Origin of the sequence: Rhizobium sp. BK289 (assembly GCF_014193575.1) — a bacterium.
GTDB classification, from domain to species: domain Bacteria; phylum Pseudomonadota; class Alphaproteobacteria; order Rhizobiales; family Rhizobiaceae; genus Rhizobium; species Rhizobium tropici_C.
In genome coordinates this window covers 589,928-615,652 of the sequence record NZ_JACHZO010000001.1, presented here as the reverse complement: position 1 = coordinate 615,652, position 25,725 = coordinate 589,928, and the positions used below count along the sequence as shown (strand labels likewise).

The 25,725-nt window shown below is 60.5% G+C and carries 21 protein-coding genes; 17 read left to right on the top strand and 4 right to left on the bottom strand.

The genetic code is table 11. The features are described from left to right. Positions 1-48: 48 nt before the first annotated feature. From FHT84_RS02825 to ugpC, 5 genes are all read left to right on the top strand, one after another. Positions 49-1,302, top strand: coding sequence for an extracellular solute-binding protein (locus FHT84_RS02825; protein ID WP_112344966.1), 1,254 nt, complete (start codon positions 49-51; stop codon positions 1,300-1,302). 96 nt (positions 1,303-1,398) lie between these two features. After that, a complete protein-coding gene (locus tag FHT84_RS02820) occupies positions 1,399-2,298 on the top strand; it encodes a sugar ABC transporter permease (RefSeq protein ID WP_112344965.1) in 900 nt (299 codons plus the stop codon). Between the two features lie 20 nt (positions 2,299-2,318). After that, positions 2,319-3,182 (top strand): carbohydrate ABC transporter permease, encoded by an 864-nt coding sequence (locus tag FHT84_RS02815; RefSeq protein WP_181592432.1) that lies wholly within the window; start codon positions 2,319-2,321, stop codon positions 3,180-3,182. 38 nt (positions 3,183-3,220) lie between these two features. After that, complete coding sequence (locus FHT84_RS02810; RefSeq protein ID WP_112344963.1) at positions 3,221-4,735, top strand: DUF5060 domain-containing protein; 1,515 nt, start codon at positions 3,221-3,223, stop codon at positions 4,733-4,735. Positions 4,736-4,758: 23 nt separating this feature from the next. Next, a complete protein-coding gene (gene ugpC, locus FHT84_RS02805) occupies positions 4,759-5,826 on the top strand; it encodes a sn-glycerol-3-phosphate ABC transporter ATP-binding protein UgpC (protein ID WP_113250402.1) in 1,068 nt (355 codons plus the stop codon). 22 nt (positions 5,827-5,848) lie between these two features. On the opposite strand, the gene FHT84_RS02800 is transcribed toward ugpC, so the two are convergent. Both FHT84_RS02800 and FHT84_RS02795 read right to left on the bottom strand, forming a co-directional pair. Then, entirely contained in the window at positions 5,849-6,211 is a 363-nt protein-coding gene (locus tag FHT84_RS02800) for a hypothetical protein (RefSeq protein WP_112344961.1), read from the bottom strand. A gap of 221 nt (positions 6,212-6,432) precedes the next feature. After that, the gene (locus FHT84_RS02795; protein WP_112344960.1) at positions 6,433-7,341 is read right to left on the bottom strand and encodes a DMT family transporter; all 909 of its coding nucleotides are present in this window, start codon (positions 7,339-7,341) and stop codon (positions 6,433-6,435) included. Between the two features lie 110 nt (positions 7,342-7,451). Between FHT84_RS02795 and FHT84_RS02790 the strand changes: the two genes are divergently transcribed. After that, positions 7,452-8,327, top strand: a complete 876-nt coding sequence (locus FHT84_RS02790) for a LysR substrate-binding domain-containing protein (RefSeq protein WP_112344959.1) — start codon at positions 7,452-7,454, stop codon at positions 8,325-8,327. Here the strand turns inward: FHT84_RS02790 and FHT84_RS02785 are convergent. Continuing rightward, positions 8,302-9,294 (bottom strand): GlxA family transcriptional regulator, encoded by a 993-nt coding sequence (locus FHT84_RS02785; protein WP_183760858.1) that lies wholly within the window; start codon positions 9,292-9,294, stop codon positions 8,302-8,304. The two genes, FHT84_RS02790 and FHT84_RS02785, sit on opposite strands and share 26 nt — an antisense overlap. Positions 9,295-9,400: 106 nt before the next feature. Between FHT84_RS02785 and FHT84_RS02780 the strand changes: the two genes are divergently transcribed. The 9 genes from FHT84_RS02780 (at position 9,401) to FHT84_RS02740 (ending at position 21,198) form a co-directional block, all read left to right on the top strand. After that, positions 9,401-10,303 (top strand): 3-keto-5-aminohexanoate cleavage protein, encoded by a 903-nt coding sequence (locus FHT84_RS02780; protein ID WP_112344957.1) that lies wholly within the window; start codon positions 9,401-9,403, stop codon positions 10,301-10,303. Between the two features lie 7 nt (positions 10,304-10,310). After that, positions 10,311-11,801: a carnitine 3-dehydrogenase gene (locus tag FHT84_RS02775; RefSeq protein ID WP_112344956.1), complete on the top strand. Its 1,491-nt coding sequence runs from the start codon at positions 10,311-10,313 to the stop codon at positions 11,799-11,801. 12 nt (positions 11,802-11,813) lie between these two features. Next, positions 11,814-12,974 carry an acyl-CoA dehydrogenase family protein gene (locus tag FHT84_RS02770; protein WP_112344955.1) on the top strand — a complete coding sequence of 387 codons (1,161 nt, stop codon included), beginning with the start codon at positions 11,814-11,816 and terminating at the stop codon, positions 12,972-12,974. Between the two features lie 4 nt (positions 12,975-12,978). Beyond that, positions 12,979-15,036, top strand: a complete 2,058-nt coding sequence (locus FHT84_RS02765) for an acetate--CoA ligase family protein (RefSeq protein WP_113250404.1) — start codon at positions 12,979-12,981, stop codon at positions 15,034-15,036. Between the two features lie 6 nt (positions 15,037-15,042). Next, positions 15,043-15,825, top strand: a complete 783-nt coding sequence (locus FHT84_RS02760) for a carnitinyl-CoA dehydratase (protein WP_112344953.1) — start codon at positions 15,043-15,045, stop codon at positions 15,823-15,825. A gap of 129 nt (positions 15,826-15,954) precedes the next feature. Beyond that, positions 15,955-17,544 (top strand): ABC transporter substrate-binding protein, encoded by a 1,590-nt coding sequence (locus tag FHT84_RS02755; protein WP_112344952.1) that lies wholly within the window; start codon positions 15,955-15,957, stop codon positions 17,542-17,544. A gap of 198 nt (positions 17,545-17,742) precedes the next feature. Continuing rightward, positions 17,743-18,750 carry an ABC transporter permease gene (locus FHT84_RS02750; protein WP_112344951.1) on the top strand — a complete coding sequence of 336 codons (1,008 nt, stop codon included), beginning with the start codon at positions 17,743-17,745 and terminating at the stop codon, positions 18,748-18,750. Next, on the top strand, positions 18,747-19,574 hold the full coding sequence (locus FHT84_RS02745) for an ABC transporter permease (RefSeq protein ID WP_112344950.1): 828 nt from the start codon (positions 18,747-18,749) through the stop codon (positions 19,572-19,574). The genes FHT84_RS02750 and FHT84_RS02745 overlap by 4 nt, the downstream gene beginning before the upstream one ends. Further along, positions 19,567-21,198, top strand: coding sequence for an ABC transporter ATP-binding protein (locus FHT84_RS02740; RefSeq protein WP_112344949.1), 1,632 nt, complete (start codon positions 19,567-19,569; stop codon positions 21,196-21,198). Before FHT84_RS02745 ends, FHT84_RS02740 begins: the two co-directional genes overlap by 8 nt. Before the next feature lie 13 nt (positions 21,199-21,211). On the opposite strand, the gene FHT84_RS02735 is transcribed toward FHT84_RS02740, so the two are convergent. Beyond that, positions 21,212-21,997 (bottom strand): helix-turn-helix transcriptional regulator, encoded by a 786-nt coding sequence (locus tag FHT84_RS02735; RefSeq protein WP_112344948.1) that lies wholly within the window; start codon positions 21,995-21,997, stop codon positions 21,212-21,214. 122 nt (positions 21,998-22,119) lie between these two features. Here FHT84_RS02735 and FHT84_RS02730 point away from each other — a divergent pair, with 122 nt between their 5' ends. Together FHT84_RS02730 and FHT84_RS02725 are read left to right on the top strand one after the other, a co-directional pair. Further along, complete coding sequence (locus tag FHT84_RS02730) at positions 22,120-23,700, top strand: ABC transporter substrate-binding protein (protein WP_112344947.1); 1,581 nt, start codon at positions 22,120-22,122, stop codon at positions 23,698-23,700. Positions 23,701-23,721: 21 nt separating this feature from the next. Further along, positions 23,722-25,725, top strand: coding sequence for a CocE/NonD family hydrolase (locus FHT84_RS02725; RefSeq protein ID WP_112344946.1), 2,004 nt, complete (start codon positions 23,722-23,724; stop codon positions 25,723-25,725).

Genomic DNA, 25,725 nt, shown 5'->3' with positions numbered 1-25,725 from the left:
AACGATTTGTCAAAACCGCCCTCAGCTTTGCTCAGAGGAGGACGGGAAATGGCTGGCAACTTCAAATATGCGCGTTGGTTCGGCGCTGCTGCGATAGCGGCGGCGGCTTTCTCGGCAACCAATGTCGCCGCGGAAGACTTGACGCTGTGGACATTGAACTTCGACAACGGCGCGGCGAATGGCGCGCTGAAGAAGGTGGCGAAGGATTTCGAAGCCGCCAACCCCGGCACCCACATCGAAATCGTCCAGCGCGGCGTCGATGAGCACAAGACCGCGCTTCGTGTTGCAGCGGGTTCCAGCAAGGGCCCGGATATCTATTTCAGCTGGGCCGGTCTTGGCCTCGGCGGCGAATATGTGAAGGCGGGCCTCTCGCTGCCGCTCGACAAATACTACACCCAGTACAAGTGGAACGACGAGCTGCTCCCGTCGGCCGCCGCTTTTGCGGATCTCTATCCGGGCGGCAAGCATGGCGTTCCCTTCACCTTCAAGGGCGAAGCGATCTACTACAACAAGAAGCTTTTCCAGAAAGCCGGCATCACAGGGGAACCAAAGACCTACGAGGAGCTGCTGGCCGCAGCCGATAAGCTCAAGGCCGCAGGCATCCCGGCCTTCACCTTCGGCGGCTCGGTCAACTGGCACGTCATGCGCCTGATGGATGTGCTGCTCGAAACCAAGTGCGGCGCCGACAAGCACGACGCGCTGATGGCGATGAAGACCGACTGGACCAAGGAGCCCTGCGCGACCGACGCATTTACCGAATTTGCCAAGTGGACGAAGGATTACACGCTGAAGCCCTTCATGGGCATCAGCAACCAGCAGTCCTATACGCTGTTCGTCGCCGGCCGCGCCGCGATGATGCTCGAAGGCGACTGGCTGGTCAGCCAGCTGAGCGGCAGCAAGGTCAATCTCGACGATTACGGCGTCGTGCCGTTCCCGACGAACACCAACCGCCTCTATGGCTTTGCCGAGTACAATTACGTCAGCACCAAGAGCAAGAGCCCGGATCTTGCGGCAAAGTTCCTCGACTACTTCCTCTCGACGAAGGTGCAGCAGGATCTCGTCGGCCAGATCAGCTCGATCTCGGTCAACAAGAATGTCCAGTACACCGACCAAAAGCCGCTCGAGGCGAAGTGGCTGGAGATCTTCAAGACCTACAGCAAGGTCTACATGAATGGCGATCAGGCCTTCCCGCTCGACATCACCACCGAATACTTCCGGGTGATCAACGATGTCGCCTCCGGCAATATCCAGCCGGCCGATGCCGCCAAGCAGCTGCAGACCTTCATCGCCGGTCGCACCTGATCTTTCGAGGGAAGCCGTCACTCCGATTGCCAATCGCTACGGCGGCTTCCCTCACCTTCATGCCCATGCGTCAGCTGCCGCCGGGAGCAATCAGAAATGTCATTCCGCAATCGTACTCATGATTCTCGCGTCCAGGCAGTGATCCTGCTTGCGCCGGCCATGCTGATCTACGTGATTTTCGCGCTCTATCCGATGCTGAACGTTGTGGTGCTGAGCTTTCAGAAATGGAACGGCCTCGATCCGCAGCGCCCCTTCGTCGGCTTGGCGAACTATCAATATATCTTCACGCAGGATCCGGTCTTCTGGGTCGCTTTCCGCAACACCGTGATCTGGACGATCATGTGCGTGATCTTTCCGCCCATGGTCGGCCTCTTGCTCGCACTGAGCCTTAATCAGAAGCTTTTCGCCCGCAATACCTTCCGCGCCATCTTCTATCTGCCCGTCATCATCGCCCCGATCGCGGTCGCGACCATGTGGAAATGGATGTACGATCCCTTCTTCGGTCTCTTCACCGAAATCCTGACCACAATGGGTCTGCAGGACTGGATCCAGGACTGGCTCGGCGACAAGGATATCGCGCTCTATTCCGTCTTCGTTGCCTATCTCTGGCAATCCGTCGGCTTCTCCATGGTCCTGTTTCTCGCCGGCCTGCAAAATGTCTCGCAGACGCTGGTCGAAGCCGCCCGCATCGATGGCGCTGGGCGCTGGAACATCTTCCGCTACGTCACCCTGCCCGCGCTGCGCACGACGCTGACGATTGTACTTGTGCTCTCGGTGATCTCGTCGCTGAAGGCGTTCGACATCGTCTATGGCCTGACAGGCGGCGGGCCGGCGCAATCCACGCAGATGCTGGCGCTCTGGGCCTTTACGCAGGCCATGCAGATCTTCGATTTCGGCCGCGGTGCCGCGATCTCGGTCGTCCTGCTGCTCATCACCATCGTCGTCGTCATTCCCTACCTGCGCTGGACGCAGAAGCATGAGGAGGCCGAACAATGACGGCAGCATCGGCCACATCCATGTCGGACGACTTCGAAACGATTGCACCGGCAAAGCGCAAGCGCGATCCTGTCCTGATCGGCCTGTGGATCGCACTGCTGGTCGTCGCTGCGATCTGGCTCGCGCCTTTCGTCTTCATCGTCTTCACCTCGCTGAAAACGCAGGCTGATGTGACGTCGACCGGCGCCTTCATGCCGCCGCTCGATCCAGCCTTCGAGAATTATTCGAGCGCCTGGGGCCGCGGCAATTTCGCCAGCGCCTTCCTGAACAGCACCATCATTACCGTCATCAAGGTGCCGCTCGGGCTTATCCTCTCGGCAATGGCCGCCTATGCGCTCGCCAAGATCCGCCTGCGGTTCGGCAAGTTGCTGCTGCTCCTCGTCATCTTCGGCACCATGATCCCGTTCCAGGTGATGCTGGCGCCGCTGTTCACGCTGGTCAATTCGCTCGGCCTCATCGACACCTATCCCGGCGTGATCCTTCCCTATATCGCCTTCGGTGTGCCCTATCAGGTCTTCATTCTGCACGGCTTCTTCAAAGGCATTCCGAAGGAATTGTCGGAAGCCGCCCTGATCGACGGCGCCAGCCATTTCACCATCTTCCGCCGGATATTTCTGCCTGTCTGCCTGCCGGTGCTCGCGGCGCTGCTGATCCTGGATTTCGTCTCGACATGGAATGAATTCGCAATGGCGCTCGTGCTGCTGCAGGATCAGCACATGTGGACGCTGCCGCTCGGGCTCATGTCCTTCCAGGGCCAGTTTTCCAACGATTACGGGCAGTTGAACGCGGCGATCGTCATGACCGTGCTGCCGGCCACCATCGTTTATCTGATCTTCCAGCGCTACTTCGTCTCCGGCCTCACCTCCGGCGCGGTCAAGGGCTGAGCGGTCGGACCATCCATACATCTTCCGAGGAGAATATCATGTCCAACGCGTCCGTCGAAAAATGGGGAGTCTTCGAAGCGGCCTTCAACGGCCCTTCCGGTGGCAATCCCTATCTCGATGTGGCATTCGATGCCGTCTTCAGCCAGAACAGCCGTGAGGTACGCGTGCCCGGCTTCTATGATGGCGACGGCGTCTATCGCGTTCGCTTCATGCCGGACAATGAAGGCGATTGGTCGTTCCGCACGCGCTCGAAGACATCGGAACTGGATGACAAGACCGGCTCTTTCGTTGCGACCAAGCCATCCGAAGGCAATCACGGCCCCGTGCACGTCCGCAACAAATTCCATTTCGCCTATGCCGACGGCAAGCCTTTCCTCTCCTTCGGCACGACCTGCTATGCCTGGACGCACCAGCCGCTCGAGATGCAGGCCCAGACGCTCGATACACTGAAGAAAGCGCGTTTCAACAAGATCCGCATGGGCGTTTTTCCGAAGGATTACCCCTATAACGTCAACGAACCGCTCTATGCCTGCTTTGAAAAAGGTGCGGACGGCAGGCAAGATTTCGACCGGCCGAACCCCGTCCTCTTCCGCCATTTCGAGAGCCAGGTCGCAGCCCTCTGCGATCTCGGCATCGAGGCCGATATCATCATGTTCCACCCCTACGACCGTTGGGGCTATGCCGACATGACGGCCGAGCAGGATTTCCGCTATGTCGCCTATCTCGCGGCGCGGCTTGCCGCTTATCGCAATGTCTGGTGGGCGCTTGCCAACGAGTACGACTTCCTTCTCGACACCAAGCCGCTGCAGCAGTGGGACCGCTATTTTCACATTCTCGAAGAGAACGATCCCTATGGCCATCTGAAGTCGATCCACAACGGCGAGCCGACGATGAACTTCGATCATCGCAAGCCGTGGGTCACCCATACCTGCATTCAGAACTGGGACGTGAAGCGCACGCAGGAATGGCGCGAGGCCTATGGCAAGCCTGTCGTCAACGACGAGCCGGAATATGAGGGCAACATCATCCAGTCCTGGGGCAATCTGACAGCACAGGAGCTGGTGCATCGTTTCTGGATCACAGTGACACGCGGCGGCTATGCCGGCCATGGTGAAACCTATTCGCATCCGGAGGATCTGATCTGGTGGGCCAAGGGCGGCGAGCTGCGCGGCGAGGCCTGGAAGCGCATCGGCTTCCTGCGCGATCTTCTGGAGCAGGATGTGGTCAACGGCCTAGAACCCATGTCCTCGTATGGCGAATGGCCGTGGACCCGCGTTTCCGGCGCGCATGATGGTGATGTCAGTTACATCTATCTCGGCGAACACCAACCCACTGTCTGGTCCACTGGGCTGCCCAAGGATGGAACCGACTATGATGTCGACATTATCGACACATGGGAGATGACGATCACGCCGGCGAAAAAGGTGGAAGCACCGATTCCGCATCCGACGCGCCACGGCGCGATCGTGCGCGGCGGCAAGGCGGATGCCGCCTTCGGCGTGGAGCTGCCGGGCAGGCCATACCAGGCGCTCCGCATCCGCAAGAAGCACTGATCGATCTTCAGGGAAAGAATGTCATGTCCGGATTGACCATTAAGAACGTCAGGAAGTCCTACGGCGCGGTAAACATCATCCATGGTGTGGATGTCGAAATCTCGGACGGCGAATTCGTCATTCTCGTTGGCCCTTCGGGCTGCGGCAAGTCCACATTGCTGCGCATGATCGCCGGGCTGGAAGACATCACCGGCGGTGAGATCTCGATCGCCGGACGGGTTGTCAACGACCTGCCGCCGAAGGATCGCGACATCGCCATGGTATTCCAGAACTATGCGCTCTATCCGCAGATGACGGTGGCGCAAAACATGGGCTTTGCGCTGCAACTTGCCGGCGCGAAGCGTGCGGAGATCGACCGGAAAGTCGGCGACGCGGCCAAGATACTGGGGTTGCAGCCATTGCTGGATCGCAAGCCCGCCCAGCTTTCCGGCGGCCAGCGCCAGCGCGTCGCCATGGGCCGGGCCATCGTGCGCGATCCGAAAGTCTTCCTGTTCGATGAACCGCTCTCCAACCTCGACGCCAAGCTGCGCGTGAAGATGCGCGCGGAAATCAAGGCGCTGCACCAGCGCTTGAAGACGACGATCGTCTACGTGACGCACGATCAGATCGAAGCCATGACCATGGCCGACAAGATCGTCGTTCTGCAGGGCGGAAAGGTCGAGCAGGTCGGTTCGCCGCTGGAACTCTACGATCGGCCCAAAAATGTCTTCGTGGCCGGTTTCCTCGGTTCGCCGGCCATGAATTTCCTCGAAGGCAAGGTCACCGGCGGCGCGTCACCGGCACTAGTGCTGCCGACCGGCACCCGCATCGAACTTGCCACTGCTCCGGCTCAGTCGGAGGACCAGGAGGTCGTCCTGGGAATACGTCCGGAAGACATTTCCTTCGCCTCGGAAGACGGGGTGGCGGCAACCGTGACCGTCGTCGAGCCGACTGGTTCGGAAACGCATGTCGCGCTTGACCTGGAAGGCAAGGAACTGACGTGGGTCATGCGGGAGCGCGCCGAACTCGCACCGGGGCAGACGATTCGGATCTCGCTCAAGACCCCGAACCTCCACTTCTTCGACAAGGCCAGCCAGCAACGGCTGGGATAACAGAAGCGCCGGTTGGCTCGGATCACTCAGCCGCGCGCTTTTGACCGCCGTTCATGACCAGGAAAACCCGTTTGACGAAGGCGTCGCCATCAAACTGCCGGGCGGCACCTTCGGTCGTATGCTCGGGGCGATCGAATATGAAGGCTTCGATATTGACAACGGGCAGGTTGAAGCGATTGCGGACCTGGCCGATCATCGCGGTATGCGTGACCACAAGCTGGCAACCATTCGGCTCGAACCACTCCTGAAGCCCGGTCGTGGGGATAATCAGCACCGTCAATCCCTGTTGCGACAGAACCGTGCCGATGCGGGACGCCACCTGCTGATTGTCGAGACAGATCAGCACATCGGTTTGTGAAGGGGACGGCGCCTGGTTAGCCTGCATCAAGTGACCTCTCGTTCGAATACGAGCGGAATATACCGATTCGGGCGTGACGTGGTGTTATGAGTTGTTACATTTTGTTGCAGATCGAAGGCGCATTCGATGGCGTGCCAAGACAGGAGCACCCTCATGTATAACACCAGAAAAATCTATTAAGTTATTCCATTTACGTTATATTTATACGCTGCCGAGGATTTCGGCTGGTCGCTTATAGCCATAGCTCGCTAGACCGGCGCCCGACGGCGGCGGCTATGCCTGAGGTCGATGGCCGTATGCCAGACGATCGTCGCGAAGATGATCGCTCCGCCGACAAAAGTGGCAACCGGCGGCATCTCCGAGAAGAAGAGCCAGACCCAGAAGGGCGTCAGCACGATCTCCATCGAGCTGATGAGTGCAGCGTCGGCAGCCGGCATCTTTCTTGATCCGAACAGGAAAAGGACGAAAGCCAGCGCAAAATTCGTCGCCCCGAATGCGGCGAGCAGAAGCCAGTTGTGAACGTCCACCGAGCTCGTCGAGGCAAAGGGCACGAAGACCACGAAGGTCAGAAGCCCGCTGACGACGCTCGATGGCAGGATCGGGATGCCGGGATCCATGCGAGGGATGACGATGATAAGGGCAAAGGTGACCGTCATGCCGAGCGCCAGCAGATCGCCAGCGCCGGTACCGCCGCCAATCGAAGATGCGACAATGACCGCAACGCCGACAAGGCAGATGCCGCCGGCCACCAATGTCCGCTTCGCGACCTGCTCCTTCAGCATGATCCAGCTGAGAAACGCGGCGATGAACGGGGCGGTCGCATAGATCATCGTCACGTTTGCGACCGTGGTCGTATAAAGTGCGCCGATGAAACACGCCTGGCTGATGGTCTGGCAAGCCAGCATCGCCAGCCCGGCGGGATGAAAGATCGATGCCCATTGCCGCCTGGAGAACCCACCTTCGAGGAAAAAGCTGGGAATCAGCAGAAACAGACCACCGAACAGCGAACGCCAGGAGATCGCCGTCCATATGTCCGTGGTCAGGAGACGTGCGTAGATGCCGCTGCAGCTCCACGCAAGCATTGCTGTCGCCACGAGTAGCACGCCCCTCTCATAATCGCTGGCAAAAGCGGAGCGGGTCGGAAGCTGGAATGTCATGTATGGACTCAGGGAATGAGCAGAAGGAACCTGCCCTGTGTGCGCCGATATTTGACATCAGGCAAACGAATAGTAGAGATAGTGGCTATCAGAAATATTTGTGACCTGCCATGCGCGAACCTATCGAAAGCGATCTGCTGCGGACCTTTCTCGTCGTCACCGAGACAACTAATTTTTCTATCGCGGCGCAGCGGATCGGCCGCACCCAATCGGCTGTCAGCGCGCAGATCAAGCGGCTCGAGGATACGATCGGCGAAACGCTCTTCGAAAGAAGCGCTCGCGGAGCGGTGCTGACCCGCGCCGGCACTCAGTTGCTTCCCTACGCGCAGCGGGTGATCGAGCTCCTGAACGAGGCTGCGGCAAATATCCGCACGAAGCCCCTGGACGGCCCAGTCCGGATCGGCATTCCGGAGGAATACAGCCAGACCATTCTTCCCGCCGCCTTGGCCGCTTTCGCTATCAGGCATCCGGCCGTCGAAGTCACTGTCTCCTGCGATTACACGGTGCACAACCTGGCCGCGCTGGAAAAAGATGAGCTGGACCTGGCCGTCGTCTTCGACTGGAACAACCAGAGCAAAGGCGAAGTTCTCTGTATCGACCCAACGGTCTGGGTGACATCATTGGTCCATCGCGTGCATGAGGCGACACCGCTGCCCATCGCTGTTTATCGGGATTCGACATGGTGCCGCGATTTCGCCCTGAAATCATTGGAGCAAATCGGGCGGCGTTATCGTATCGCCTTCATTGCCGACACGAGTTCCGGCTTGAAGAATGCCGTCTCCGCCGGGCTTGCCGTGACGACGCTATCGCGCAGCAACATTCCGCATGGCTGCCGGGAGCTGACGAGCGATGACGGCTTTCCGCCGGTCGATTCTTCCCGTGTCGTGCTTCGCCGCAACCCCTATCATTCGAGCGAGGCAATCCGCGAACTGGCGGAAATGGTGCGCGAGGCGTTTCAGCCTATGTCGGCTCTGCTGCAGTTGTAGTGCGCCGGCGCAGCCTGCGGCGCGTCTCGGACGGACTTTCGGAAAAGCTGGCACGGTAACTGCGGGAGAATGCCGATGCCGAATTGAAGCCGGTTGCATCGGCAATCTCGGTAAAGGAGGCTTTCGTCTCGATGACCTTGCGCCGAGCCGCATTCAACCTCAACGCCAGGTAATGCACATGCGGCGGCGCACCGATACTCTCCTGGAAGAGCGCCTGCAGATGGCGGGCGCTGACGCCGACCCGACGGGCAAGACGTGTCAGCACCAGCGGCTGCTCGATATGATCCTCCATCAGGCGAATGGCTTGAGCAACGCGGGGATCGCGCATGCGCAGACCGGCCGTTGATGGTGAAAGCTCCGCGGCGCTTGGCGTGCTTGCCGGCTCGTAGATGAACAGGCGGCTGACTTCCAGCGCCAGCGAATAGCCCTGCCGCCGCCGGATGATCTCCAGCATGAGGTCGACCGTCGGCAACGAACCGGCAGTGGTGATCCGCTTACCATCGATCACGTAGCGATCCTTGACCGCGCGCACCTGCGGATAGGCCAGCGCAAAATCGTTGTAGTCCTCCCAGTGGACGGCGGCGGAGACATTATCCAACAAACTTGCTTCGGCCAGCAGCCAGGTGCCGGACTCGATGCCGGCAACCATCGACCTGTGACGCGCGGTTTGCGACAATTGCATTTTCAATGCCTGCGTCGCGTTGCGACGCCAATTGTAGCTGGCGAGCACGAAAAGCGGTGCGGTATCCGAGCTCGAACGAAAGCTGGAACAGGCGGGCACCGGAATAAGGCTCGTCGTCTCCGCGGGAGACCCATCCGGTGTGAAAAGGCGCCAGCGATAGAGCTCGGCTCCGGAAATGCGGTTGGCCCCGCGCAGAGGTTCGATCACCGAAGCGATCAGGATGAGGTTCGTCTCCGGAAGGATCAGGAGGTCGATGTCGAGTGTTTCGTTCGCCGCTGTCAGCATCACGCATTCCTCCAGTAGTTCCGAAACTGTATCGAATGCCTCCGATAATGCAAAGCATGAAGGCGTCTCATGGCTCGTAATGTCCTTAATACGAGGGAGAACAAAAATGCCTCTTGCAATGAATCGCGATGTCTTCATCACCTGTGCCGTCACCGGCGCCGGCGATACGGTTTCCAAATCCAGCCATGTTCCGATCACTCCCAAGCAGATCGCGGAATCCGCGATCGACGCCGCCAAGGCTGGGGCGGCAGTGGTTCACTGCCATGTCCGCGATCCGGAAACGGGCGCCGCCAGCCGCCGCAACGAGCTCTATAGGGAAGTGACCGACCGTATCCGTTCGGCAGACATCGATGTCGTACTGAACCTGACCGCCGGCATGGGCGGCGACTTGATTTTCGGCGATGTCGAGAGCCCCCTGCCCCTGAATGCCAAGGGCACCGATATGGCCGGCGCCACCGAGCGTGTCAGCCATGTCGCCGAATGCCTGCCTGAAATCTGCACGCTCGATTGCGGCACGATGAACTTCAATCTTGGCGACTACGTCATGACCAACACGCCCTCGATGCTGCGGGCCATGGCGAAGAAGATGACCGATCTCGGCGTGCGCCCCGAGATCGAGGCCTTCGATACCGGTCATCTCTGGTTCGCCAAGCAGCTTGCCGAGGAGGGCTTGATCGAGGATCCGGTTCTCATCCAGCTCTGCATGGGCATCCCCTGGGGGGCGCCCGATGACCTCAACACCTTTATGGCGATGGTCAATAACGTTCCCAAAAGCTGGACCTTCTCGGCCTTTTCCATCGGTCGCAACGCGATGGCCTACCCGGCGGCTGCGATCCTTGCCGGCGGCAATGTCCGCGTCGGGCTGGAGGACAATCTCTATGCCGGAAAGGGCATGCTCGCGACCAACGCGCAGCTCGTCGAAAAGGCGGTGCAGGTGGTGGAAGGCATGGGCGCGCGCATCATCGGCCCCGAAGATGTCCGCAAGAAGTTGAAACTGACGAAGCGCTGAGGCCCCGATGACCAAGATCAACAAGGCGGCCTGTATCGGCGGCGGCGTCATCGGCGGCGGATGGATCGCCCGTTTCCTGCTCGCTGGCATCGATGTCGATGTCTACGACCCGCATCCAGAGGCAACGCGCATCGTCGGCGAAGTTCTGGCCAATGCCGAAAAGGCCTATGCGATGCTGACCGGTGCGCCGCTGCCGCCGCGTGGAAAGCTCACCTTCAGGGACACGCTGGAAGCAGCTGTCGAGGGCGCCGACTGGATTCAGGAAAGCGTGCCCGAGCGGCTGGATCTCAAGCGCAACGTGCTGATGCAGATTGATGCAGCCGCAAAGCCCGAGGCCTTGATCGGCTCATCCACCTCCGGCCTTCTGCCGACCGATTTGCAGCGCGACATGCGCCATCCCGAGCGCCTCTTCGTCGCCCATCCCTATAATCCCGTCTATCTCCTGCCGCTCGTCGAAATCGTCGGTGGCGAAAAGACCAGCGCTGCCACCATTCAGGCGGCGATGGAGCGCCTGCCGCCGATCGGCATGAAGGGCGTGCATATCGCCAAAGAGATCGAGGCTTTCGTCGGCGACCGCCTGCTGGAAGCCCTTTGGCGCGAGGCCTTGTGGCTGATCAAGGACGATATCTGCACCGTCGAGACGTTGGACGATGTCATCCGCTATTCTTTCGGCCTGCGCTGGGCGCAGATGGGCCTGTTCCAGACCTATCGCATCGCCGGCGGCGAGGCGGGCATGCGGCATTTCCTGGCGCAGTTCGGCCCTGCCCTGCAGTGGAACTGGACGAAGCTGATGGACGTCGTCGATCTCGACGACGCACTTGTCGAAAAGATCGGTCAGCAGTCGGATGAACAGGCCGATGGCCTGTCGATCCGTGAACTCGAGCGCATCCGTGACGAAAATCTCGTCGGCATCCTTCAGAGCCTGAAGGGAAGCCATGGCGGCAAGGGCTGGGGCGCGGGCAAGCTGCTGAAGGATTTCGAGCAGCATCTTTGGAGCGCGGGTGGCGGAGCGAAGCAAGGTTTCGACATATCGAGGCCGCTGCGCCTGATCGACACGAAGGTCAGCCCGGCCTGGGTCGATTATAACGGCCATATGACCGAGCATCGCTACCTGCAGGTGTTCGGCGATACGTCGGATGCGCTGTTGCGCCTGATCGGCGTCGATCTCGATTATGTCGAGCGCGGTCACAGCTACTACACGGTAGAGACCCATATCCGCCATCTCGGCGAAGCTAAGCTCGGACAGGTCATCCATTCGACGGCGCAGATCCTCGCATCCGATGAAAAGCGGCTGCATGTCTTCCATGCGCTGCACGACAGCGCCAGCGGTGAGGTGATCGCCACCGCCGAACAAATGCTACTGCATGTCGACGCGAAAGCAGGCAGAGCCGTTGCCGCACCGGAGGAGGTGCTGAGCAAATTAAGGCCGATCGCCGCTGCGCACGCAGCTTTGGCCGTGCCGGAGGGAGCCGGCCGTCATGTGGGACAAAAACGCTAGGAGGAAGCGATCGTGAATTTCGGGCTCAGCGAAGAACAGGAGATGATCGTCAAGACGGTCAGGGACTTCGTCGAGACGGAGATCTATCCGCACGAAAACGAGGTCGAGCGCACCGGCTTCGTGCCACCCGATCTTGGGCTGGAGATCAAGCGCAAATGTATCGAGCTCGGCTTCTATGCTTGCAATTTCCCGGAGGAGGTCGGCGGCGCCGGGCTCGATCACGTCACCTTCACGCTCGTTGAACGCGAGCTCGGCCGCGGCTCGATGGGGCTCACCGTCTTCTTCGGACGCCCATCCGGCATCCTGATGGCCTGCGAGGGCGAGCAGAGGGAGCGCTACCTCCTGCCGGCAGTGCGCGGGGAAAGGGTCGATGCGCTCGCCATCACCGAACCGGATGCCGGCTCCGACATGCGCGGCATGAAATGCGCAGCACGGCAGGATGGTAACGATTTCGTACTCAACGGCACGAAGCATTTCATCTCGCATGCCGATGTCGCCGATTTCGTCATCGTCTTTGCCGCAACCGGCGAGGAAGACACACATCGTGGCCTCAAGAAGAAGATCACAGCCTTCCTGGTCGATCGCAGCACCCCAGGCTTCGAGATACTGAAGGGTTATGACTCGGTCTCCCATCGCGGCTATCACAACTGCATCCTGAACTTCACCGATTGCCGCCTGCCTAAATCACAGGTGCTCGGAGAGGTGCATCGCGGTTTTGATCTTGCCAATCAGTGGCTCTACGGGACCCGCCTGACGGTTGCCGCCACCTGCGTCGGCCGGGCGCGACGCACCTTTGATCTGGCCCTGTCCTATGCGGCTGAGCGCAAGCAATTCGGCAAGCCGATCGGCGCCAATCAAGGCGTGTCGTTCAAGCTCGCCGACATGATCACTGAGATCGACGCGGCCGATCTGCTCACACTGTCGGCCGCCTGGAAGCTCGATGCTCGGATCCCGGCCAATCGCGAAATCGCCTCGGCCAAGCTCTATGCGTCGGAAATGCTCGCTCGCGTCACCGACGAGGCAATCCAGATCTTTGGCGGCATGGGCCTGATGGACGACCTGCCGCTCGCCCGCTTCTGGCGCGATGCCCGCGTCGAACGCATCTGGGACGGCACCTCGGAAATCCAGCGGCACATCATCAGCCGCGACCTGCTTCGGCCGTTCGGAGCATGAGCCCATGACCCAGCGTTCGCTCGACCGCCTGATCCGACCCAGAACGATCGCCGTCTTCGGCGGTAGAGAGGCACGGCGCGTCATCGAGCAATGCGACCGCATGGGATTTGCCGGCGAAATCTGGCCGGTGCATCCGACACAGGAAGACGTGCTCGGCCGCCGCTGCTACCGGTCGGTCGCCGAACTGCCTGGCGCGCCGGATGCCGCTTTCGTCGGCGTCAACAGGGTGCTTACCGTCGATATCGTGAGCGAGCTTTCCGCCAGAGGCGCCGGCGGCGCCGTCTGCTATGCCTCAGGCTTCAGCGAGGCTGTGGTGGAACTGGCTGACGGAGCGGATTTGCAGCGCGCTCTGGTCGAAGCGGCAGGTAGCATGCCGATCGTCGGCCCGAATTGTTACGGCATGATCAACGGGTTGGACGGCGCCCTGCTCTGGCCGGATCAGCATGGCATCGTGCGAACCGAGCGCGGTGTCGCGATCCTGACGCAATCCTCCAACATCGCCATCAACTTGAGCATGCAGAGACGTGGCCTGCCCATCAGCTACCTGATGACAGCGGGCAACCAAGCGCAGACCGGGCTGTCGGACCTTGCGCGGGCCGTTCTTGAAGACCCGCGCGTCACAGCGGTCGGCCTGCATATCGAAGGCTTCGGTGATATAAGGGCACTGGAAGCCCTCGCCATGCGCGCCCGAGAGCTGAAGAAGCCCGTCGTCGCGCTGAAGGTCGGAAAATCCGAACAGGCTCAACGCGCCACCGTTTCGCACACAGCCTCGCTTGCCGGCAGCGATGCGGTGGCCGGCGCCGTTCTCGATCGCCTCGGCATCGGTCGTGTCGAAACGCTGCCGGAGCTCGTAGAGACGCTGAAACTCCTGCATGTTGCCGGGCCGCTGGAAAGCAATGCCATCTCCTCTATGAGCTGTTCGGGCGGCGAGGCCTCACTGATGGCGGATGCCGCCGTCGGCCGCAACGTCGAATTCCGTGCCCTGAAACCCGAACAGCTACCCGCCTTGCGCGCGAGCCTCGGCCCGATGGTGACGCTTTCCAATCCGCTGGACTATCACACCTTCGTCTGGGGTGATCTGGCCCGGCAGACGGAGGCCTTCAGCGCCATGTTCGCCGGCGGCTATGCCCTCAATCTGCTCGTTCTCGATTTCCCACGCGAGGATCGTTGTGATGGCGCCGACTGGATGATTACTGTTGCGGCGGTTGCAGCGGCAGCGAAACAGACGGGCGCCCGCGCAGGCATTCTGGCGACCCTGCCGGAAAACATGCCGGAACCGATTGCCGAGCAGTTGATCGAAGCTGGGATCGTGCCGTTTTGCGGCATCAGCGAGACGCTGGTGGCGGCGGATATCGCCAGCGGTATTGCCAAGGCCTGGAATGGGCCGCTGCCATTGCCGCTCCTCAACGTCTCCATCACCGAAGGCGAGGTAGAGACCCTGAGTGAAGCTGCCGCCAAGGCAGAGCTTGCAGCAACGGGCCTTGCCGTCCCACTAGGCAGGACCGCCACCACGCCAGGCGAGGCGGCCGATTGCGCGGAGCAGCTCGGCTTTCCGGTCGCGCTCAAGGCGCTCGGCGTCGAGCACAAGTCCGATGTCGGCGCGGTCAAGCTCAACCTGTGGGATAGAAACGCCGTCGGGGACGCGGCGGACGGCATGGCCGGTGTCGCACACGGATTCCTTGTCGAGCGGATGATCGACCGCCCTATCGCGGAGCTGATCGTTGGTGCGGTCCGCGATCCGGTCGTCGGCCTGACCCTGACGGTCGGCGCGGGCGGAATTCTCGTGGAATTGCTTGAGGATTCCGTCGTTTTGCCACTCCCCGTGACGAAAGCCGAGGTTCTCGAGCGGATTTCGCGGCTGAAGGTTCGGAAATTGATCGAAGGCTATCGCGGCAATGCAGGCAGCAGCCTCGAAATCGTTGCTGACGCCGTCCTATCAGCGGCAGAATATGTCGTAAAGAATGCTGCAAAGCTTGAAGAACTAGACATTAATCCATTGATGGTTCTAGCAGAATCTCGGGGCGCCATTGCGGCGGATGCCCTCATCCGGCGAAGGAGGTAGCGGAAGTTGCAAGACCCCATTCGAACCCGCTCCGAAGACGGCATCCTCGAGGTCATCATCGACCGGCCCAAGGCGAATGCCATCGATCTCGCGACCAGCCGCAAGATGGGGCTGATCTTTCGCGATTTCCGCGACAACCCGGATCTGCGCGTCGCCATCGTCACCGGTGCCGGCGAAAAGTTCTTTTCCGCCGGCTGGGATTTGAAGGCCGCGGCTGATGGTGACGCGGTCGACGGCGATTATGGCGTCGGCGGCTTCGGTGGCATGCAGGAACTGCGCGACCTCAACAAGCCGATCATCTGCGCCGTCAACGGCATCTGTTGCGGCGGCGGGCTGGAGATCGCTCTGTCAACCGATCTGATCATCGCCGCGCCGCACGCGACCTTCGCGTTGCCTGAAATCCGCTCCGGCACCGTCGCCGATGCGGCTTCGATCAAGCTTCCGAAGCGCATCCCCTATCATATCGCCATGGATATGCTGTTGACCGGCCGTTGGCTCAATGTCGAGGAAGCGCATCGCTGGGGCTTCGTCAACCAGATCGTTCTCGCCGACAAGCTTATGGACAGGGCCTGGGAGCTCGCCCGCCTGCTCGCAAGCGGGCCGCCGCTCGTCTATGCAGCGATCAAGGAAATCGTTCGTGAAGCGGAAGGTTCGACGTTTCAGACTGCCATGAATAAGATTACCAAACGGCAGTTTGCAACCGTCGACGTCCTCTATTCGAGCGAAGATCAATTGGAAGGCGCACGGGCTTTCGCGGAAAAGCGAGCTCCAATCTGGAAAGGAAGGTAGGAGGCGGCAGCAACCGCTGAATTTCCCGCATGTCACGGGCAACAAACAGGCTTCAGGCGGAAGAGGAACCGAGACCTGAAGTGGCTTGCCCGGGAATTTGTCAACACGGCAAGAAGAAGGAACAGGGGAATGAACGACTATACGAAATATCTCGCAAGCCGCGTCACCGCAGGCGGGCTCAGCCGCCGTGAATTCATGGGACGCGCAATGGCCGCCGGCGTGACTTTGACGCTCGCCGACAAACTCTTCACCGAAGGTGCGATGGCAGCTGAGCCGAAGCGCGGCGGTCATCTTAAGCTTGGCCTCGAAGGCGGTGCTGCAACCGATTCAAAAGACCCGGCAAAATTCCTGTCGCAGGTCATGTTCTGCATCGGCCGCTGCTGGGGCGACATGCTGGTGGAATCCCACCCGCTGACGGGTGCTGCCGTTCCCTCGCTCGCAGAATCCTGGGAGCCGTCGAAGGATGCCGCTACCTGGACCTTCAAGATCCGCAAGGGCGTCAAGTTCCACAATGGCAAGGATCTGACCATCGACGACGTCGTCGCCACGCTCAAACGCCATACCGATGCGAAATCGGAATCGGGCGCGCTCGGCGTCGTGAAGTCGATCAAGGAAATCAAGGCCGATGGCGACAACCTCGTTCTGACCTTGACCGAAGGCAACGCCGACTTGCCGTTGCTGTTGACCGATTACCACCTCGTCATCCAGCCGAATGGCGGTTATGACGATCCCTTGGCCTCGATCGGTACCGGCCCGTATAAGATGGTCAGCTTCGAGCCCGGCGTGCGTGCCACGTTCGAGCGCAACAAGGACGACTGGCGCACCGACCGCGGCTTCGTCGACAGCGTCGAAATCATCTGCATGAACGATGCAACGGCGCGTATTGCGGCGCTTTCGTCCGGTCAGGTCCATTACATCAATCGCGTCGACCCGAAGACCGTGGATCTTCTGAAGCGCGCGCCGAACGTCGAGATCCTGGCCACAGCCGGCCGCGGCCATTACGTCTTCATCATGCATTGCGACAAGGCGCCTTTCGACAACAACGACCTGCGCCTTGCGCTGAAATACGCCATGGACCGCGAGACCATGGTCAAGAAGATCCTCGGCGGCTACGGCAAGGTCGGCAACGATTTCCCGATCAACAGCACCTATGCCCTCTTCCCGGAAGGCATAGAGCAGCGCGCCTACGATCCGGATAAGGCCGCCTTCCATTACAAGAAGTCGGGCCATAGCGGATCGGTCTTGCTGCGCACCTCCGAAGTCGCCTTCCCTGGCGCCGTCGATGCGGCCGTTCTTTACCAGGAAAGCTGCAAGAAGGCGGGGATCAACATCGAGGTGAAGCGGGAGCCGGGCGACGGCTACTGGACGAATGTCTGGAACGTCCAGCCCTTCTCCACCTCCTATTGGGGCGGACGGCCGACGCAGGACCAGATGTATTCCACCGCCTATCTCTCGACGGCGGACTGGAACGACACGCGCTTCAAGCGCCCCGACTTCGACAAGCTCCTGCTTCAGGCCCGCTCCGAACTGGACGAAGCCAAGCGCAAGGAGCTCTACCGCGCCATGGCGATGATGGTGCGCGACGAAGGCGGCGTCATCCTGCCGATGTTCAACGATTTCGTGAACGCCTCCACCAAGCAGGTGAAGGGTTACGTCCACGATATCGGCAACGACATGTCGAACGGCTATGTCGCGACCCGCGTCTGGCTGGACGCCTGATGCCCGAAGCCGGGCGAAAACGCCCTCATCTCTGACACAGCCAGGACCGCGAAAACCTTTCGCGGTCCTCCCGACGTTTCAAGCAATTCCCGGAAAATGCACAGCTGTTTTTCGTCCGGAATTGCGTAAAACAACAAGATTGAGCGGCTTAACGATTCCCATGAAACATGGAGCCGCTCTCAGTGCGAGGCATCGGCCATGTCCAATTCACCTCCCGGAACCGTTCTGCCCGGGTTGAGGTTCAAGCAGCGCTTCCCGCTGCTGTCCCTTATTATCGAGCGTTGCGTGCTCAGTATCGTTCTGCTCTTTGCGGTTTCCGTCCTGATCTTCGGCGGGCTCGAAGCCCTGCCCGGCGATTTCGCCACCACCTATCTTGGCCAGTCCGCAACGCCGCAGGCCGTCGCCAATATCCGCGAGGAGCTTGGCCTCAACCGGCCTGTGGTCACCCGCTATGTGCAATGGCTCGGCAACGCCGTGCAGGGAGATTTCGGCACCTCCTGGGCGAGCAAGAATTCTGTCGGCGAGCAGATCGGCAAGCGGCTCGGCAATTCCCTGTTTCTCGCTGGCTTTGCCGCCTTGATCTCGGTGCCGCTGGCGGTCTGTCTGGGCATGCTGGCGGTCCACTTCCGTAACCGCATGCCGGACAAGATCATCAATGTCATCTCGCTAGCGGCGATCTCGCTGCCGGAATTCTTCATCGGCTATCTCCTCATCATGTTCTTTTCCGTCAAATTCGGTATCGCGACCTTTCCGGCGACGGTCTTCGACGGCATGGGCGTCATCGACCGGCTGAAGGCGATCGCGCTGCCGACAGCGACGTTGGTTCTGGTGGTGCTCGCGCACATGATGCGCATGACTCGCGCGGCCATTCTGTCCGTCATGTCTTCGGCCTATATGGAAACTGCCGAACTCAAAGGGCTCTCCGCCTTCCGCGCCATCGTCAAGCACGCCGCCCCCAATGCGCTGGCGCCGATCATTAACGTGATCGCGCTGAACCTTGCCTATCTCATTGTCGGCGTCGTCGTTGTCGAGGTTGTCTTCGTCTATCCCGGCATGGGTCAGTATATGGTCGATGCCGTGACGGTGCGCGACATGCCGGTCGTCCAGGCCTGTGGGCTGATCTTTGCCGCGGTCTACATCTTCCTCAACATGACGGCGGACATTCTCGCCATCATCGCCAACCCGCGTCTGAGGCATCCGCGATGAGATTGAGAGATATTCCCATCACCGCCTGGGTCGGCATCATCGGTATCTTGATCGCCTTCATCTGCGCGATCTTCGCGCCCTGGATCGCTCCTTTCGGCGAGACGGAAGTCGTCGGTAACGTCTGGCAGCCTGCCGATGCGCAATATTTCTTCGGCCTCGACAATCTCGGCCGCGATATCCTGTCGCGTCTGATCTACGGCACCCGCACGACGCTCTTCGTCGCGCTGGCGGCAACGATCATTTCCTTTTCGCTCGGCATCATCCTGAGCTTTACCGCTGCCGTCTCGCGCGGATGGATCGACACGGTCTTTTCGCGCTTCAACGACCTGATGATGTCGATCCCGACACTGATCTTCGCGCTCGTCGTGCTGGCGGTTCTGCCGCAGAATCTGATCGTGCTGATCCTCGTCATGGCGATCCTCGACTCCACCCGCGTCTATCGCCTCGGCCGCGCCGTGGCGCTCGATGTCGCGGTCATGGAATTCGTCGAAGCCGCGAAGCTGCGCGGTGAGGGCAAGATCTGGATCATCTTCCGCGAGATCCTGCCGAATACGCTATCGCCGCTGCTGGCCGAATTCGGGTTGCGCTTCGCCTTCTCGATCCTGTTTCTCTCCACCCTCTCCTTCCTCGGCCTCGGCATCCAGCCGCCGGCAGCCGACTGGGGCGGCATGGTCAAGGACAACAAGGATGGCATCATCTTCGGCATCTCCGCCGCGCTCGTGCCGGGTTCTGCCATCGCGGCACTCGCAATCTGTGTCAATCTGGTGGTCGACTGGCTCTTAAGGCGCACCTCCAGCCTCAAGGGAGGGCGTGGCGATGCCTGAGCTTCTTTCCGTTCGCGATCTCAAGATCGAGGCCACCAGCTATCCGCCGGGCGAGCCACCGAAACGCGTCACCATCGTCGATGGCGTCTCCTTCGACTTGCAGAAAGGCAAGGTGCTCGGGCTGATCGGCGAGTCCGGTGCCGGCAAGTCCACCATCGGCCTTTCCGCCCTCGCCTATGGCCGTGGCGGCGCCGAGATCACCGGTGGCCAGGTATTGCTTGACGGCACCGACATCCTGCCGCTCGGTAAATCCGGCATCCGCAGGATTCGTGGCGCCCGGGTCTGTTATGTCGCGCAATCGGCAGCGGCCGCCTTCAATCCGGCGCATCGGCTGGGCGATCAGGTGATCGAAGCAACCGTGAAACATGGCTTGATGACGAAGGAAGAGGCAAGAAAGCGGGCGCTCTATCTCTTCCGCGTGCTTGGCCTGCCCAATCCGGAAACCTTCGGGGACCGCTATCCGCATCAGGTCTCCGGGGGCCAGCTGCAGCGCGCCATGACCGCGATGGCACTCTGCTCCAATCCCGAACTGATCGTCTTCGACGAACCGACGACCGCGCTCGACGTCACCACGCAGATCGACGTTCTCGCGGCCATCAAACACGCCATCGAGGAGACGCATACGGCCGCGCTCTATATCACCCATGACCTCGCTGTCGTCGCTCAGATTTCCGACGACATCATGGTATTGAGGCATGGCAAGACGGTGGAATATGGCAGCGTCCAGCAGATCATCGAGGAGCCGCGCCAGGATTATACCCGCGCCCTCGTCAACGTCCGCCAGGAGGCGCGTGCAGAAGCCGCCGATCAGACGAGCGCACTTTTGAAAGTCGAGAATATCAGTGCGCAATACTCGAATGGTTTCAAAGTATTGCACGATGTTTCTCTACACGTTCCTAAAGGCCAGACGCTAGCGGTCGTCGGCGAGTCCGGTTCCGGCAAATCGACGCTTGCCCGCGTCATCACCGGCCTGCTGCCGCCAAGCGACGGGCGGATTTCCTTCGACGGCAAGCCGTTGACACCGGCCTTGAAAGACCGCTCGCGGCAGGAGCTGCGGCGCATCCAGTTGATCTATCAGATGGCCGATACCGCCATGAACCCGCGCCAGACCGTGCGCGATATCATCGGCCGCCCGCTGACCTTCTATGACGGCCTCCGTGGCGCTGCAAAGACGGCGCGTGTGAAGGAGTTGCTGGATCAGATCGAGATGGGCAATGGCTTCATCGACCGTTATCCGGCCGAGCTTTCCGGCGGGCAGAAGCAGCGTGTCGCCATCGCCAGAGCACTTGCGGCCAAACCGGAACTCATCCTCTGTGATGAGCCGACCTCGGCACTCGATCCGCTGGTTGCCGAAGGCATTCTGAAGCTGCTCTTGAAACTGCAGGAAGAGGCGCATCTTTCCTACGTCTTCATCACCCATGACATCGCCATCGTGCGCGCCATCGCCGACAGCGTTGCGGTGATGCATCGCGGCAAGCTCGTCCGCTTCGGCCCGAAATCGGAGGCGCTGTCGCCGCCTTTCGACGATTACACCGACCTGCTGCTGAAATCCGTACCTGAGATGGAGATCGGCTGGCTGGAGCGCGTGCTGACGACGCGGAGGATGGCAAGCGCTGGCAATTGAAGGCTCGAAATCTTCAATACTCTGCCGGCACCGCATAGACTTCTGCGGATGGATCAGCGAGGAATGAGCGGACCGTCGGCGGCAGCCGGCGTGACGATAGCGGCAGCGGCCCGCAGCGCGACAGAAGCTCGCGCAAATCGGGCTCGGCGCCGACATGGCGCCAGATCATCCGCGACGCATAAGGGAGGTTTTCCTTTCGCCAGGAAACTCCCATAGTCGTCCCGCGCAGATAGACGCGCTGATACTCGTCGAAGGGCAGGAGGATCGTCTGTGACAGTATGGGATTTGGGCCGACGACCCGCTCCGTAATGAAGATCCGGTTTCGATAGAAGGCGGCCAAACCCACATATTTCGAAAACTGCTGGATGCCGTTTCCGGGGTCTCGCAGGCGCTCCATCGATTTGACATGCACCAGCCCGCCCTGCTCGATAATGCGACTGCAGGAACAGACAACCATTCCAGGCCAGGACGGTGAGCGATGGTAGGTCTGGAAATAGCCGATATGGCGCCGGAGCGCGGTTAGATCTCCGGGGAACGCCTTTAACAATTCGGAACTTTGATTGAGGTCCAGCGCCGGTTTGCGAAGCCGCTCGCGAAAGAGCCTGGGAGCGAGACCAAAGTCGGCTGCATCCAGATCGAAATACTTGGCGATACGCGCCAGATTATGAGCAGACGGCCGCGTCTGACCATTGATATATCGGTTGAATTGTTGCCGGTTGATATCGATTGCACGGCACAGATGCGAAATGGAACGCTGCGTTGCGCAGGCAATTTTAAGGTTCTCGACCAGGTGAGGCATCCGCAACTCCGTCTTGGAATGAACTAGCGTAAACTCGCTTAAAGATGCGTCAAGTCGCGAAATTGCGTGAAGCAGCCTGACCTCTACGTTCCCTCCCAACGAAGTTGAAAAAGGGAACTGCAATGACACGTGAAAAGGACCAATCTTCGCCTCTGAGCATCGGCCGCCGTCATTTCCTGGGCGGTGCCGTCGCGCTGGGCGCTTTGCCTGCCCTCACCTCCGGTCTCCTGATGCCGCGCGATGCCCGCGCGGAGGAAGCGAAGCGCGGCGGTCATCTGAAACTCGGCCTCAAGGGCGGCGCCACCAGCGATGCGCTCGACCCGGCAACCTATAGCGCCTCCGTCTTATTCGTCATTGGCCGCCTCTGGGGCGACACACTTGTCGAATCCGACCCTAAGACCGGCGCACCCTTGCCGTCGCTGGCGATTTCCTGGACACCATCGGCGGATGCATCCGTCTGGACCTTCAAGATCAGGAACGACGTGCAGTTTCACGACGGCAGCAAGATGACCGTTGCCGATATCGTCGCGACACTGAAACGACATGCAGACAAGAATTCGCAGTCCGGCGCTCTGGGGCTGATGGCCTCGATCACCGGTATTGAAGAAAAAGCAGGCGATCTTGTCCTGGCGCTTTCGGAAGGCAATGCGGACCTGCCGCTCCTTCTCACCGATTACCACCTGATCATTCAGCCGAAGGGCGGCGTCGATAGGCCGGCGGCGGCCATCGGTACAGGTCCCTACATTCTGAAAAGCTTCGAACCGGGCGTTCGCGCCACCTTCGAGAAGAACCCTACGGATTGGCGCTCCGACCGCGGCTTTGTCGACAGCGTCGAAATCCTCGTCATCAACGACAACACCGCCCGCATTGCAGCGCTCGCCTCCGGTCAGGTCCATTTCGTCAACAATGTCGACCCGAAGACCGTCCCGATGCTGAAGCGGGCACCGACCGTCGACATCCTCCGCAATGCCGGCAAGGGCTTCTACTGCTTCCTGATGCATTGCGACACGGCGCCCTTCGACAACGCCGATCTTCGGCTTGCGCTGAAATATGCGATCGACCGTCAGTCGATCCTCGACAAGGTTCTGGGCGGCTATGGAACGATCGGCAACGACTATCCGGTCAATTCCAACTACGCTCTCGCCCCGACCGATATCGAGCAACGGCCGTATGATCCGGATAAGGCTGCCTTCCATTTCAAGAAATCGGGCCTCGATCGCCCCGTTCAGTTGCTTACATCCGATGCAGCCTTTCCGGGCGCCGTGGATGCGGCGATCCTGTTCCAGCAAAGCGCGCGCAAGGCCGGCATTACGATCGACGTCAAGCGCGAGCCGGAAGACGGCTACTGGACCAATGTCTGGAACAAGCAGCCCTTCTGCGCCTCCTTCTGGGGCGGCCGTCCGACCCAGGATTCGCGCTACTCTACGTCCTACCTGTCGACCGCAGAATGGAACGACACGCGTTTCAAGCGCCCTGACTTCGACAAGTTGGTCCTGCAGGCGCGGTCTGAACTCGATGAAGCCAAGCGCAAGGTGCTTTATCGGCAGCTGGCGCTGATGGTGCGAGACGATGGCGGTCTGATCCTGCCCGTCTTCAACGACTACATCATGGCCTCTTCGAAAACGCTGAAGGGATATGTCGACGATATCGGCAACGATATGTCCAACGGCTACATCGGCAGCCGTGTATGGTTTAATGCCTAAACCTCTTCTGGATATATGACCATGTCAGACCGCAGCTTCACGACCATCGAAAATCAGTGGATCACCCTGAAGGACGGCACGCGGCTCGCCGCGCGCATCTGGATGCCCGACGGCGCAGAGAGCGATCCCGTGCCGGCGGTCTTCGAGTTCCTGCCCTACCGCAAGCGCGACGGAACGAGCCCGCGTGATGAATCCACCTACCCGGTCTTCGCCGCAGCCGGGATTGCCGGCGTGCGTGTCGACATCAGGGGCTCCGGAGAGTCCAGCGGCATTATCGACGGCGAATACACCGAGCTGGAGCTCGCCAATGCCTGTGAGCTGATCGCCTGGATCGCAGCACAACCTTGGTCGAACGGCTCGGTCGGCATGATGGGCATTTCCTGGGGCGGCTTCAACTGCCTGCAGGTCGCAGCCTTGAAGCCCCCGGCGTTGAAGGCGGTAATATCGATCGCCTCCACGGTCGATCGCTATAATGACGACATCCACTACAAGAACGGCTGCCATCTCTCCGCCCAGCTCTCCTGGGCGGCGACCATGCTTGCCTACCAGTCGCGCTCGCCTGATCCAGCCATCGTCGGCGACGACTGGCGCGATATGTGGCTGGAGCGCCTTGAGCAGGAACCTTTCTTCATGGAGGAATGGCTCCAGCATCAGCGTCGTGACGATTTCTGGCGGCACGGGTCGATCTGCGAAGATTTCGCAAGCTTCGATATTCCCGCCATCGTTATTGCCGGCTGGGCTGACGGTTATCGCAACACGCCGCTGCTGGCCGTCGAGGGTCTCGGCGAGAAAGCGAAGGCATTGCTCGGCCCGTGGATCCACAAATATCCGCATTTCGCCTGGCCGAAGCCGCGCGTCGATTTTCATGGCGAAGCCATCGCCTGGTGGAACCACTGGCTGCGTGGCGAACCTAACGGCGCCGAGGCCATGCCATCGGTGCGTGCCTATATTCTCGATTCGATAAAGCCAGCCACACGCCGCGACTTCGACCCCGGCTTCTGGATCGCGAAGCAAGAATGGCAGCAGCCCGAGATGCAGTGCTTCTATGTCGAGCAATTCGGCACGCTGATGGAAGGCATGCCGATCCCGCATGCGCCGGAACATCCCGTCTACCTGCGCTCGCCGCTCGACACGGGCACGGCCTCGGGCGAATGGTTCACCCTGAAGCCCGATGCGGAATTGGCGATCGATCAGCGTGTCGACGATGCCGGGTCGCTGACCTTCCAGACAGCGCCACTGGTCGAGGATCACGACTATCTCGGTCGCCCGGTCGTCACCTTGACGCTGCGGTGCGATGCCGAAACCGCCAATCTGTGCGCGAGGCTCGTCGATATCCATCCGGACGGCACGGCAACGCGCGTTTCCTTCGGCGTCCTCAATCTCGCCCATCGCAACGGCAATGCTGCGCCGGAGCCGCTGATTAAGAGTCAGCAGGTCCAGGTGACTCTGACGCTCGATGCCTGTGGCTATCGTTTCCGCAAGGGGCACCGCATTCGCCTGTCGCTGTCGACAGCCTATTGGCCGATGGTGCTGCCGCCACCTGAAGATCCGGGACTGACGATCGATATCGCCTCCATCGGCCTTGCTTTGCCGCAGCTCGGTGCACATGAGATTATCGACATCAAGCAGCCCGACAACCCCGATCCGCTGCCGAAATATATCGAACATGCACCGGGCTCGACGAAGCGACAGGTGGTGCGCGATCTCTCGGCCGGCGTCACCCGCTATGAAATTCATGAGGACACCGGCCTCTTCGAACATCCCGGCACGGGACTTTCCACACGGCAGTTGCGCGAAGAGGTCTGGTCGATCGCGCCGGACGATCCGCTGTCGATGACGGGCATCTCGACATGGACCTGCGACATGAGCCGCCCCGGCTGGTTCGTTCGCACGGTGGCGACATCGTCCATGTCGTGCACGGCAAAGGACTGGGTGATCAGCGCCTCGGTCGTTGCCTATGAAGGCGAGACCGAGATTTTCCGGAAGATCTTCGAGGAGAAGCGTATCGCGCGCGACCTGATGTAG

Bases quoted from the DNA above. Each gene is read 5' to 3' on its own strand.
- FHT84_RS02825 (WP_112344966.1), top strand. From the start codon at position 49: ATGGCTGGCAACTTCAAATATGCGCGTTGGTTCGGCGCTGCTGCGATA.
- FHT84_RS02820 (WP_112344965.1), top strand. From the start codon at position 1,399: ATGTCATTCCGCAATCGTACTCATGATTCTCGCGTCCAGGCAGTGATC.
- FHT84_RS02815 (WP_181592432.1), top strand. From the start codon at position 2,319: ATGTCGGACGACTTCGAAACGATTGCACCGGCAAAGCGCAAGCGCGAT.
- FHT84_RS02810 (WP_112344963.1), top strand. From the start codon at position 3,221: ATGTCCAACGCGTCCGTCGAAAAATGGGGAGTCTTCGAAGCGGCCTTC.
- ugpC (WP_113250402.1), top strand. From the start codon at position 4,759: ATGTCCGGATTGACCATTAAGAACGTCAGGAAGTCCTACGGCGCGGTA.
- FHT84_RS02800 (WP_112344961.1), bottom strand. From the start codon at position 6,211: ATGCAGGCTAACCAGGCGCCGTCCCCTTCACAAACCGATGTGCTGATC.
- FHT84_RS02795 (WP_112344960.1), bottom strand. From the start codon at position 7,341: ATGACATTCCAGCTTCCGACCCGCTCCGCTTTTGCCAGCGATTATGAG.
- FHT84_RS02790 (WP_112344959.1), top strand. From the start codon at position 7,452: ATGCGCGAACCTATCGAAAGCGATCTGCTGCGGACCTTTCTCGTCGTC.
- FHT84_RS02785 (WP_183760858.1), bottom strand. From the start codon at position 9,294: ATGCTGACAGCGGCGAACGAAACACTCGACATCGACCTCCTGATCCTT.
- FHT84_RS02780 (WP_112344957.1), top strand. From the start codon at position 9,401: ATGCCTCTTGCAATGAATCGCGATGTCTTCATCACCTGTGCCGTCACC.
- FHT84_RS02775 (WP_112344956.1), top strand. From the start codon at position 10,311: ATGACCAAGATCAACAAGGCGGCCTGTATCGGCGGCGGCGTCATCGGC.
- FHT84_RS02765 (WP_113250404.1), top strand. From the start codon at position 12,979: ATGACCCAGCGTTCGCTCGACCGCCTGATCCGACCCAGAACGATCGCC.
- FHT84_RS02755 (WP_112344952.1), top strand. From the start codon at position 15,955: ATGAACGACTATACGAAATATCTCGCAAGCCGCGTCACCGCAGGCGGG.
- FHT84_RS02750 (WP_112344951.1), top strand. From the start codon at position 17,743: ATGTCCAATTCACCTCCCGGAACCGTTCTGCCCGGGTTGAGGTTCAAG.
- FHT84_RS02745 (WP_112344950.1), top strand. From the start codon at position 18,747: ATGAGATTGAGAGATATTCCCATCACCGCCTGGGTCGGCATCATCGGT.
- FHT84_RS02740 (WP_112344949.1), top strand. From the start codon at position 19,567: ATGCCTGAGCTTCTTTCCGTTCGCGATCTCAAGATCGAGGCCACCAGC.
- FHT84_RS02735 (WP_112344948.1), bottom strand. From the start codon at position 21,997: ATGCCTCACCTGGTCGAGAACCTTAAAATTGCCTGCGCAACGCAGCGT.
- FHT84_RS02730 (WP_112344947.1), top strand. From the start codon at position 22,120: ATGACACGTGAAAAGGACCAATCTTCGCCTCTGAGCATCGGCCGCCGT.
- FHT84_RS02725 (WP_112344946.1), top strand. From the start codon at position 23,722: ATGTCAGACCGCAGCTTCACGACCATCGAAAATCAGTGGATCACCCTG.